The sequence below is a fragment of the Streptococcus huangxiaojuni genome, assembly GCF_040930515.1.
Lineage (GTDB): Bacteria > Bacillota > Bacilli > Lactobacillales > Streptococcaceae > Streptococcus > Streptococcus huangxiaojuni.
This window is the reverse complement of the sequence record NZ_JBFQEG010000004.1, coordinates 117,695-129,500: the sequence shown is the minus strand read 5'-3', so window position 1 is coordinate 129,500 and position 11,806 is coordinate 117,695. Positions and strand designations below refer to the sequence as shown.

Sequence of the window (11,806 nt, the reverse complement as noted above, 5' to 3'; positions counted from 1 at the left end):
ACCGGGACAAGAGTCCCGGCCCTACTGCTCATAAAAAACAGATAAACCATAAATTTCCCTATAAAACCAACTGTCTTACGATTTGATATCAAAGACAACAGACTTAATTCTGGTCATAGCTTCAATTGAGTATTTAACTCCCTGTGTATTCACACCGGATTTCTTAGCTCCCAAGAATGGGAAATTATCTGTTCCGCGCTGTGTTTTGTTATTAATATGAACAGTACCGACTTCAAGCTGTTCAGCAATCTTAAAGGCCAGCGGATAATCATTCGTGAAGACCGCACTTTGCAGACCGAATTCAGATTGATTAGCAATATGAATGGCTTCCTCAACAGACTGAACACGGATAATCGGCAGAACCGGACCAAACGGTTCCTCCCAAGCCAAACGCATATCAGTCGTCACATTATCAAAGACTGCCGGATAAATGGTGTTTCCTTCACGCTTAAGTTCAGTAAGAGCTGTTGCACCTTGTTCTTTTGCATCAAGGATAAGACCTTCAACATAGTCAGCAGCTTTAGTATCAATCAGCGGTGTAATATCCGTATTGTCTTCAGGCATACCAACCGTTAAGTTAGCCACCCGCTCAACAATAAGCTCAGACAGCTTATCAGCTATACTGTCCATTACCAGCACACGCTTAACAGCTGTACAGCGTTGACCGGAGTAACCAAAAGCACCGTCAACAATCTGTTTAGCTGTCAGTTCAAGATCTGCATCCTCAAGAACAATAGCGGCATCCTTACCGCCTAATTCCAGCATAATCGGGCGCATACCAGCCAAACGGCCGATATTTTCACCAACAGGTGTTGAACCAGTAAAGTTGATAAAGTCAACCGCTTTGTGCTCAACAATATAATCACCGATGACAGAACCCCGTCCGGTAATCGTATTGAAAACACCAACAGGCAGTCCGGCTTCAGCAAAAGCTTCTGCCAAAAGAAGCCCGGAGATAGACCCTTGCGTCGGCGGTTTAAAAGCCACTACATTCCCTGTAATAAGAGCCGGTGCAATTTTCGAACCGGCTAGGTTGACCGGATAGTTAAAAGGCGAAATGGCTAAAACAAGCCCCACCGGTTCACGGCGAACAACCGAAATCTTTCTCTTGCTGGCTGCTTCAAAACTGCCGCCTTCAAGCACTTCACCTTGCGTCCGAACACCTTCGGCAGCTGCAAACTCCATAATTTCTACGGTACGTGTTACTTCACCGACAGACGATTTAAGCCCCTTAGCTATTTCTTTAGAAAGAACAGAACCAATGGCCTCAGCTTTGCTCTGCAAGATTTCAGCGGCCTTGCGGATATAATTTGCCCGCTCTACATAAGAAAGCGCACGCCAAGCCGGAAAAGCTGCTTTTGCAGAAGCATAGACATAATCTACTTCATCTGTGCTCATAGCAGGGACAGAACCGATCTCTTCACCAGAAGCAGGAGCATAAATTTTAATTGCATCCTGTGAGAGTTTCCACTCCCCATTGACATAGTTTTTATACTGTTTAGTCAATCTAAGTCTCCTTACTAATATGATAGTTCCATTTTATCATTTTTTTAATTTTTTTCAATCATTTGCTACAGAAAAATTCAGAAAATTTCGACATAATAACAAAAATATAGCTTTAATTAGATTTTAAACTCTTGCCATTGACATTTTATTTTCAAAAAAAGCCTTGAAAACGCGAGGTTCTCAAGGCTTGTTGATTAGTCAAAATCAACGTATTCTTTTTCAAGTTCCAAAACTTCATCCAGTGTTGCACATTCAGTCAGTGCACGCTGAGCCAGCTCTTTCATTTTAGCTGTGTCCAATTTTTTCATTAAACTGCGTGTGCGAAGGACTGAAGTTGCCGACATGGAGAATTCATCCAATCCCATACCGACAAGAAGCGGTACAGCTGTCTGATCACCGGCCATTTCACCGCACATACCGGCCCATTTGCCTTCTGCATGTGCAGCTTTGATGACATTATTAATCAAACGGAGAATAGATGGGTTATATGGCTGGTAAAGATAGGATACCTGTTCATTCATACGGTCAGCAGCCATAGTATACTGAATCAGGTCATTCGTTCCGATTGAGAAGAAGTCCACTTCCTTGGCAAATTGATCAGCCAGCATTGCTGCAGCCGGGATTTCAATCATGATACCGACTTGAATATCATCTGAAACAGCAATCCCTTCAGCTTTCAGATTGGCTTTTTCTTCATCAAATACGGCCTTAGCAGCACGGAATTCTTTCAGAAGGGCAACCATAGGGAACATGATACGGAGCTGTCCGTGAACCGAGGCTCTAAGAAGCGCACGGATCTGCGTGCGGAACATTTGGTCCCCGGTCTCAGAAATAGAAATACGCAAAGCACGGAAACCAAGGAAAGGGTTCATTTCTTTTGGAAGATCGAAGTAAGGGAGCTCTTTATCTCCGCCAATATCCATTGTCCGGACAACAACAGGTTTCCCGTTCATTCCTTCAAGAACAGCCTTATAAGCTTCGTACTGTTCATCTTCGGTTGGGAAGTCCTGAGAGTCCATATAAAGAAACTCAGTACGGTAAAGTCCCACCGCTTCTGCTCCGTTGTCATTAACCCCGTCAACATCTTTTGGCGTGCCGATATTAGCTGCCAATTCAAAATGTTTACCGTCAGCTGTAACAGTTTTAGCATCTTTGAGCAGAGCCCACTCAGCTTTTTGTTTAGCATAAGCTTCGCCGGCCGCCTTGAATTCAGCAATTTGCTCATCAGTCGGGTTAATGATGACCTCTCCTGTTATACCATTGGCAGCAATAATATCACCGTCTTTAACACGGCTAGTGATATCATTGGTTCCAAGAACAGCAGCAATCTCAAGCGTACGGGCCATAATAGCAGAATGGCTGGTCCGCCCGCCGATATTGGTAACAAAAGCCTTAACAAATTGTTTATTTAACTGTGCCGTATCCGATGGTGTCAAATCATGAGCAATGACCACCGATTCTTCAGCAATAGCTGCAGGATTTGGAAGTTTGACACCGAGCAAGTGGGCCAGAACACGTTTAGAAACATCGCGGATATCTGCGGCACGTTCCTGCATGTACGGATTATCTTCCATGCCTTCAAAGATAGTGATAAACATATCGGTCACTTCCTTGAGGCTGCTTTCTGCATTAGTCTGCTTAGTCCGAATGGTCTCTTTGATTTGTGTAATCATTTCCGGGTCAGCAAGGACCATTAAATGAGCATCAAAAACAGCAGCTGCTTCTTCACCAAGCGTCTCTACAGCCTGTTCACGGATAACAGAAAGCTCGTTCTGTGATGCCTCCAGCGCTGCATCTAAACGAGCCTCTTCTGCGTTTGTATCTTCGACTGTTACAGTCTCAAACGACAAATCCGGTTGAACGAGCAGATATGCTTTGGCAACAGCAACACCATCAGATGCGGCAATTCCTTTAAGCATTTCTGTCATAATTATGCCAATCCTTCTTTAGTCATTGTTTCTTCGATTGCTGCAAGAGCATCATCAGCATCAGCACCTTCTGCAGAGATAGTGACATCGGCACCTTGACCAACACCAAGGCTCATAACTCCCATAATTGACTTAAGGTTTACTGCTTTGCCTTTGTAATCCAAAGTAATATCTGAGGCAAATTTACTAGCTGTTTGTACCAGTAATGTAGCCGGACGTGCATGAATTCCTGTTTCTGCAACAATGTGAAAATCTTTTGAAGCCATAGTATGGTTCTCCTTCTTATTTTAGTGTATTTTTGAATTATCCTCATGATAACCCTTACAATTTAGTATTATACCAAATTTTATTTTTTTTTCAATTGCTAGACTGCTTTTTTTCTGAAAAGTGGCTGTGAAAGTTTAAATGAAAGTTTAAAGTGAATTTTATCCATTTAAGGAGCATGAAAAAGGGTAACTAAAAATTGAAATCCAGCCGCTATATTAATTAGACACGCCTTGACTTTATTCTAAAGCTAAAATCAAGTATAATAGTAATAAAGAATATCTGTCACATTTTACCCCATTATCCAAATAAAAGGGTGTTACTATGAATCCATATATTGAAGTTGTTAAGAAAAACTTTCAGCAGAGTTCTCGAAAAACTTTAAAAGAATCTCTATACGATGCTTTTCGCAAGACGATTATCCTCAGAGAGATTCCTGCTGGTGAACGTATCAATGAAAAAGAATATGCTGAGAGACTCAATATCAGCCGTACCCCCATTCGCTATGCGCTTCAGGAACTGACCAAAGAAGAGCTGGTAGAGCATATCCCTAAAATTGGGACTGTTGTCAAGGGAATCAGCATTTCTGATGCTTACGAGATTTTCGATATTCGTACAGCACTTGATACTTTAGCCACAATCAAAGCCGCACAATTGATGACAGCTGAAGATTTTAATGATTTAAAAGAACTCTTGGAGTACGGCAATTATCTTGACCGCACTGATCAAGTTGATCTTCTGCTCAAAAATTTCTCTGATTTCAACGCTTTTATCTACGACAAAAGTCAAATGCCCCGTATGAAGAATATCGCTGAAACATTAAGGGAATACCTTTTATATTTTAGAGATGTTTCAATCCGGGCAGCTGAGCGCCGCCATATTGCTTTAGAGGAGCACTGGCAGCTCTACGAGGCTATGAAAAAACGAGATGAAGAAACCATCAGAAGGGTAACCTCAAGGCATCTTGACCACTCCTTAACATTTATTATCCAAGAAATGGAGAAACGTCAAATTGACTGATCAATTCCCCCAAAAACTGGCTGCCTTCGCAGCTTCTGCTCTCCTCTATGAGCTTAGTCTGACTCCTAAACCCGGTTTAGTGGACCGCTCCAATAACGGTGCCCATCAGGACATGGATTTCCCGCTTTTTATTAAAAGTAGTATGAGCCTGCTTCCATTCTTCGAGGATTATGCAAAGGCTGGACTGAACCACACCGGTCCTTTACAAGCCTTATTTGATCAATCACGGTCAATCGGAATACGAGCCGAGCAGGCTATGTTCAGTGCCACAAAAGGCGTCAATACCCATAAAGGGGCAAATTTTTCCTTTGCTCTTATTCTTAGTGCGACGGGGTATTTTTTAAAACATCATTCCAAAACTCTTCCCCTGTCACCTGCGGACAGCCATGCGATTCTGCAGCTTATCCCAGCCATCTGCAGTTCTTCTCTGGAGAAGGATTTTCAGCATATTGACAGACAAAATCTTTCCTACGGAGAAAAACTTTATTTAGAGCACGGACTGAAAGGAATCAGGGGGGAAGCAGCCAGCGGCTATCCAACCCTTCAGAACCTCCTGCTCCCAGCATTAAGGCAAAGTATAGTGCACAGCTCAGCCGATGAAGCTTTTCACAAAGCTACTTTGCTTCTCATGGCCAACATTGAGGATGGGAATCTCATCCACAGAGGAGGAATTGCAGCCTGGCAGGAGGTCAAGAGGCAGGCTCGAGAGGTTCTCAGTCAAAATTTATCAGCAGCGCTGATCCGTCAGTGGCTCTTCGACTATGACCTCTCCCTTATCCAAAAAAATCTCAGTCCTGGAGGAACGGCTGATTTTCTGGCACTTGGTTATTTCTTTATGCAGGCAGAGGGACTTATCTAGATGCAATCCCTTTAAAATTTACAAAAACGAGCGAACCGGCTGTTGTATGCACATAAAACCGATTCGCTCGTTTTTTCAGATGATTAAAACAATTGTAAAACAGTGTTACACAAGCAGAGCCCTATTATGGCATATAAGCTTGGTACAGTCTTTCTATAGCAGCCTGCATCTCCTCAACAGAATGCTGCCTGCTGCGCCCACACTCTTTAGCAGGTCTGTCACAAATCAAACACGTTCTCTGAGGATAGCCTAATTCTTGGCGGGATAAACTCATGGGCTCCAAATAATGAGGATCCCGATACAAAACATCACTGTCGTATAATCTGGCAAGTGGTGAAGATTCCTCAAAAGCAATCATCAAACCTTTCAAAGCTTCAGGTGTCGAATCAACTATTAAAAAAGCCTCCGGCCCTACCTTAGCATTCTTCACTTGTTGGTGAAGAATCAAAATCTTATGCCCGTTTAATAATTGGATAATCGCTTCTAAGCCATGCAGGAATAAACGCTCAATAGAAGCATTATTCTTAATCGGGCCTGGGATATTACATTTAAAATCAAGAAGAACCTTGTCCCTATAAAGCCCCAGCAGCTGCTTCTGGCGTTCTAACCGCCATTCCCTGCCTGCTAAAACCTCCTGCAATGACACTGACGAACCAGATGAAAACATACTTACTCCTCAATAAGATACAAAGGCCGTTTAAAAATCCGTATGAAAATGGCGGTAAGTCCGAAATCTCTGATTTCGTAGACGCCCCCCTGCCAGAACGACTAGAAGGGTGCGGTCGGCCGCAGGACGACAAAGCCTTCAGACGTTTACGGCTTTTCTGATCAATTATTATTACAAAGCATGGTGTATACCATCTTTTTCACTAGGATTTTAGGCCGTGTTCAATTACATAAGATACAAAGGCCGTTTAAAAATCCGTATGAAAATGGCGGTAAGTCCGAAATCTCTGATTTCGTAGACGCCCCCCTGCCAGAACGACTAGAAGGGTGCGGTCGACCGCAGGACGACAAAGCCTTCAGACGTTTACGGCTTTTCTGATCAATTATTATTACAAAGCATGGTGTATACCATCTTTTTCACTAGGATTTTAGGCCGTGTTCAATTCACAAAGAAGGGGCTGTTCTAGCAACAGCTCCTTTTTTGCTTGTCAAATTACAAGAACATTCCAAAGACGATACTTCCGATAACCAATACTATGCCGCCGCCCAGACGTGAAGACAGCTGTGCATAGGAAATCAAATCCATCCGCTCAGAAGCACCGAGAACCGCCAAATCTCCGGAACCGCCACGATTTGCCATACACAAGCCGGCGGTGACAGCAGAATCGATTGGATAGAAACCTACTAAGTAACCGATAATGGCTGACCCTAAAATCGCCCCTATAATAATCATCAAAGCCATCACGACATTTGAAAAGGTGATAGCTGAGGCCAGCTCTCCGAGATCCGTATCAATTCCTACCCCGACCATGATAATCAATATCATATTTTTCGTAAAGAAACTCTGAAGAACAGTAGCAGCCTTACGAACATAAGCAGGAATAATGCCTAAGGCATTTGCTATTACCACAAAGATAATCATGTAAGCAAAGGTATGGATTTGAACGCCAAAGATTGTTGGCAGCAGGGCTTCGCTAAAAAGACAGCCTAAAGCATAGAAGGTTAAGGCCAGCAGGAAAGCACCTCCGTAGTCAACCATAGAGAGTTTGACATCATCTTTTTCTGCAGCAATCTCCTCTGAATTTCTCATCAAGGTTTTGCCGTCGCCGGTTAAGGTAGTGGCTCTTTTGCCGATACCGTTAAGAAGACCGGCAGCAATAATAGCAAAAATATTTGCAATGGTCAAAATCGTTATCGCAAAACTATAGTAGCTGGCTGCCGGCTGGCCAGTCGTTTTTTCATAAATTTGGCTGAGCGGCACTGCACCGGCACCATTACCGCCGCCCATAACCGGAAGGACATATCTGATGACCACATCAGCCGGATTTATACCGAATAAAAGTCCTGTGATAATCCCCAGCAAAGCTGCACCGACAACACCTCCTAAGATTGCCGGAATGTAACCTGCCATTGATCTGAGCAAAAGTTTCCGCTCAAGTCCCAAGATAGAGCCTGTGATTAAGATGACGATGAACAGTGTCAAGAAATCAGCATCTTCAGTAGCCCAATTCATGGCTTCAACATAGGTTTTCGGGATAACATTAAAATAAACCAAAGCCGAACTTCCGAGAAAGGCCAGTACCAAACCGCCGCCGATATAGGTGTTCCAAATAGGAATACGTTTCCCAATTTCATTGAAGACGACACCGATTGAAAGCATTATAGCAAAGGCTCCGCCCAAGTCAGTCGGTAAGGCCCCCATGTACATGGCTGTCACACAGATGACAATCAATACCGCCGCCAGATAAGGCGGCAAACCTAGAAATTTCACGTTTTTCATGAAATATTCCTCCCCATATATTAATGTAAAATATTTTTAACCGTATCAATCAGAGTCCCGTCCCGATATTCGATGAGGGCCACAACCTTATCGCCGTATTGGATCGGATCCGGATGTCCAACAACCTCATAAGCTTTTTCCTGCAATTCTTTGATAGTGAACTGAGGAACTTTCAGTTCTTTGAAATGTTCTGCCAAATCCGGCCGATTTGGATTGATGGCAATTCCGATTTCGGTAACGACAACATCTACACTGGTTCCCGGCGTAATAACCGTATTGACTTGTTCTACAAAGGTTGGAATCCGTCCCCGAACCAGCGGTGAGATAACCAAGCTCATCTTAGATGCAAAGGCTGTATCACAATGGCCGCCGGAGGCACCGCGAATAACACCGTCTGACCCTGTCATAACATTAACATTAAAGTTCGTATCGACTTCTAAGGCTGAAAGAATGCAGACGTCCAGCTGATTAATCACAGAACCTTTACTCAAAGGCGAGGCATACATATTGGCATCAATTTCATAGTGTTTATCGGCATTGCGGCCCAAAGAAAGAGCTGATGGATGGTCAAAATCCTGAACATCAATAATTTTGTCGACCAATCCTTCTTCCAATAATTCCACCATGGCGTTTGTGATACCGCCAAGGGCAAAATTTGCCTTAATGCCGTCTTTTATCATTTGTTCACGGATAAAGCGCGTCACTGCCAGCGAAGCACCACCAGTTCCTGTTTGGAAAGAGAAACCTTCCTTGTAATAAGGAGAATTGGTAATCACCTTAGCAGCATACTCTGCAATCAGCAGTTCTTTAGGATTCTTAGTGAAACGCGTTGCGCCTTTAGCGATACCATTGGGATCGCCAATAGCATCAACCGCAACAACATAATCAACATCAGTCTGAGGAATGCTGATAGGGGTATTAGGATAAGGCACTAAAGTATCCGTAATAATGACAACCTGATCCGCATATTTGGCATCAACCATAGCATAACCCAGAGAGCCGCAAGTTGCTTTCCCTTTAGTCCCATTAGCATTCCCATAGGCGTCAGAACTAGGGGCTCCTAAGAAAGCCACATCAATATGAATATCTCCTCTGGCAATGGCACGGGCTCTTCCCCCATGGGAACGAATAACAACAGGATTTTCCATAATTCCTTCAGAAATAGCTGCACCCAATTTATCACGCAAGCCGCTGGAAGTAATGTTGGTAATCACTCCATTTTTGATATGTTCGATCAAAGGCGCATGAACATTGGCGATAGAACTTGGAGCGATGCTCAGATTTTTGATGCCCATCTTAGCAATTTCGTCCATAACCAAATTCATAACATAATCACCTTCACGGAAATGATGGTGAAAGGAAATCGTCATACCGTCTTTAAGTCCTGTTTTTTCAATTGCTTCCCGAATAGATGAAAGTAATTTATTATCACGAGGCTTTACTGGCTTGATGTGACGGCTGGATTCTTGATAGTTCTTAACGGCAGCAAGTTCCCCCGAAAACACACCGTACTCTTCAGCATACTTTGCTGGAATATCTCGTCCTAATGTATTTAAAACCATATTCACTCTGCCTCCTCTATAACTCCTGCAGCCTGTGCCAAAGCTAAGGCTCGCTGGGCACGTTCTACAATCGGTTTGTCAATCATTTTACCATTTAAAGAAATGACACCCGATCCTTTAGCTTCAGCCTCTGCTATTGCCGCCATGACTTGCTGGGCATGGCTGATTTCTTTTTCCGTAGGGGTAAAGACATCGTTGACCACCGGTATTTGACGGGGATTGATAACTGATTTACCGTCAAAACCAAGCTGCTTAATCCTTTCCACTTCACGTCTGAAATTATCCATATCATTGACATCTGAGAAAACAGTATCAACTGCAGCAATACCTGCAGCACGTGCTGCATGAACGATCATAGACCGGGCAAAGAGAAGCTCCTCTCCGTCCTTTTCCGGGTAGCGTTTCGTTTTCATAGCTGTGACATAGTCTTCTGCACCTAAAGCAATTCCGACCACACGCTCATTGGCTGTCGCTATAGCCAGAGCGTTAAAGACACCGACTGGCCCTTCAATGGCACAAAAAATCTTGGTCGAACCGACTGGACGGCCAATACGCTCTTCAACTTCGGTTATAGCATCAGCAACATCAATAACATCTTGAGCTGTTTCAGTCTTGGGCAGTCGGATACAGTCAATACCCGCACGCACCATAGCCTCAATGTCATCACGTCCGCCCGCAGCTAAATCGTTAATACGAACAATCGTTTCAGTGTCTCCGAAATCAAATGTTTTGACTGCCTGATAAAGCAGGAAGCGGGCACTATCTTTTTCTTTAAGCGATACGGAGTCCTCAAGGTCAAACATGATAGAATCCGCACCGTAAAGATTAGCATCTCTCAGCATAGCCGGATTGCTAGCTGGAACAAACATCATGGTTCTTCTTAATCGTTCCATTGTTCAATCTCCTCCCAATTGATGGATTCTGCCTGACCGCTGGCACGATGGACTGCTGCAATCAAACGCGCTCTGATGGTACAGTCCAGAGCTCCTTGATCTTTTACAACTAGCTTAGCATCCTGAACACCCATAGAAGACAGAGTCTCTTGAATGACTTGCCGAATTTGGGCTCCAAACTGCTTTTCAACTGAACTGCTTAACTCCAATTCAATCCCTCCGCCAGAGTTTTGATCAATTAAAATCTGGACATCTGATGACTCCAAGGTGCCGGCGGCACCCTGCTGTCTTAGTTCAAAATAGCTCATAAGCTTCAAGTCCTTTCTATATTTTGCTTAATATACTGGTAGGTTGAGGGGGGAACCAAAGGTTTAATCTGAGCAAGTTTGCCTTTCTGCCACAATTCACGGACACGAGAAGCACTGATGACTTCACCGGACTGCTCTATCCTTTCAACAACAATAAGCTCAATGGCAGGCGATAAAACCCTGCGTAACTCCTGATTATAAATAGCTGTAACCGGTGACTTAGGTTCTGTTCCTAAGAAGCGGTGTGTTAAACCCAGAGCCGGAACGATATGCCGTTTAAACAGCTGGGCATCCAAATTAGCCTGTATCCTTGCCACATTCTCTTCTTCTGACAAAAAATAAGACGGAAAGGTAGCTGTTGAGACCATATAAGGACCGGTCTCAACAACCTTTACCTGCTCCAAATGTGCCACACCGGCCTTAACTAAAGCAAAGCGATCCTTAAAAGAAACAGCAGAGCGATCTTGAGAAACTACAAAGAGATAAAGGCTGTCCACCACTTTCACAGCCTGCTCTACCAAATAGAGATGGCCTTTAGTAAAAGGATTGGCATTCATGACAATTGCACCCTTTGTATGCCCCTGCATCCTGTTTGTCTTTAAAACAGCAAGGTAGCTGTCCAACCCCCTGACGGCTTTTTCCATGAAGACCAACTTATCCGGCACTCGAGCCAGTTCTCGAAATCCCAAATGTTCAAAAGAAAGACTGGCATCCGGTTTCGTATAAAGATAGCAGCTCTCAAATGTTTCAAAAATCAGAGATTCTAAATGGGAGATTAAGCTGCTGATAACCGTGCCTCCCGTATGATAACTGTCAACTGCTACACACTTAATGACATTATCAAAAATGCTGCCTGTGGCTATCAGCTTTTCCCCATCGTAGATGCCGTATACGGCATCTATAGTGTCTTCCTCACGAATTCCATTTGCTTTTAAGAGATTTAACCAAGCTTTTTTTACATTAGGCTGCTGCTGTACCCACAAGCGCTCGACAAGCATTTCATTCCCCATTCTAATCATC

At 43.6% G+C, this 11,806-nt stretch carries 11 protein-coding genes; 2 read left to right on the top strand and 9 right to left on the bottom strand.

Features of this window, described 5'->3' with window-relative positions:
* Window positions 1–75 precede the first annotated feature (75 nt).
* The 3 genes from AB3329_RS04170 to AB3329_RS04160 all read right to left on the bottom strand — a co-directional run bounded on the left by AB3329_RS04170 (window position 76) and on the right by AB3329_RS04160 (window position 3,700).
* Entirely contained in the window at window positions 76–1,506 is a 1,431-nt protein-coding gene (locus AB3329_RS04170; protein ID WP_368394484.1) for an NADP-dependent glyceraldehyde-3-phosphate dehydrogenase, read from the bottom strand.
* A 194-nt stretch (window positions 1,507–1,700) separates the two neighbouring features.
* Window positions 1,701–3,434 (bottom strand): phosphoenolpyruvate--protein phosphotransferase, encoded by a 1,734-nt coding sequence (gene ptsP / locus AB3329_RS04165; protein ID WP_368394483.1) that lies wholly within the window; start codon window positions 3,432–3,434, stop codon window positions 1,701–1,703.
* A gap of 2 nt (window positions 3,435–3,436) precedes the next feature.
* A complete protein-coding gene (locus tag AB3329_RS04160) occupies window positions 3,437–3,700 on the bottom strand; it encodes a phosphocarrier protein HPr (RefSeq protein WP_003064009.1) in 264 nt (87 codons plus the stop codon).
* Between the two features lie 322 nt (window positions 3,701–4,022).
* Here AB3329_RS04160 and AB3329_RS04155 point away from each other — a divergent pair, with 322 nt between their 5' ends.
* Complete coding sequence (locus tag AB3329_RS04155) at window positions 4,023–4,718, top strand: GntR family transcriptional regulator (protein ID WP_368394482.1); 696 nt, start codon at window positions 4,023–4,025, stop codon at window positions 4,716–4,718.
* A complete protein-coding gene (gene citG / locus AB3329_RS04150; protein ID WP_368394481.1) occupies window positions 4,711–5,577 on the top strand; it encodes a triphosphoribosyl-dephospho-CoA synthase CitG in 867 nt (288 codons plus the stop codon). The genes AB3329_RS04155 and citG overlap by 8 nt, the downstream gene beginning before the upstream one ends.
* Window positions 5,578–5,701: 124 nt before the next feature.
* Here citG and citX read toward each other — a convergent pair whose 3' ends face one another.
* From citX to citC, 6 genes are all read right to left on the bottom strand, one after another.
* On the bottom strand, window positions 5,702–6,244 hold the full coding sequence (citX, locus tag AB3329_RS04145; protein ID WP_368394480.1) for a citrate lyase holo-[acyl-carrier protein] synthase: 543 nt from the start codon (window positions 6,242–6,244) through the stop codon (window positions 5,702–5,704).
* Between the two features lie 492 nt (window positions 6,245–6,736).
* The gene (locus AB3329_RS04140) at window positions 6,737–8,023 is read right to left on the bottom strand and encodes a 2-hydroxycarboxylate transporter family protein (protein WP_368394479.1); all 1,287 of its coding nucleotides are present in this window, start codon (window positions 8,021–8,023) and stop codon (window positions 6,737–6,739) included.
* 20 nt (window positions 8,024–8,043) lie between these two features.
* Complete coding sequence (gene citF, locus AB3329_RS04135) at window positions 8,044–9,585, bottom strand: citrate lyase subunit alpha (protein WP_368394478.1); 1,542 nt, start codon at window positions 9,583–9,585, stop codon at window positions 8,044–8,046.
* A 2-nt stretch (window positions 9,586–9,587) separates the two neighbouring features.
* On the bottom strand, window positions 9,588–10,478 hold the full coding sequence (locus AB3329_RS04130; RefSeq protein WP_368394477.1) for an aldolase/citrate lyase family protein: 891 nt from the start codon (window positions 10,476–10,478) through the stop codon (window positions 9,588–9,590).
* Window positions 10,466–10,786: a citrate lyase acyl carrier protein gene (gene citD / locus AB3329_RS04125; RefSeq protein ID WP_368394476.1), complete on the bottom strand. Its 321-nt coding sequence runs from the start codon at window positions 10,784–10,786 to the stop codon at window positions 10,466–10,468. Before citD ends, AB3329_RS04130 begins: the two co-directional genes overlap by 13 nt.
* A 5-nt stretch (window positions 10,787–10,791) precedes the next feature.
* Window positions 10,792–11,796, bottom strand: coding sequence for a [citrate (pro-3S)-lyase] ligase (gene citC, locus AB3329_RS04120; protein WP_368394475.1), 1,005 nt, complete (start codon window positions 11,794–11,796; stop codon window positions 10,792–10,794).
* Window positions 11,797–11,806 lie beyond the last annotated feature (10 nt).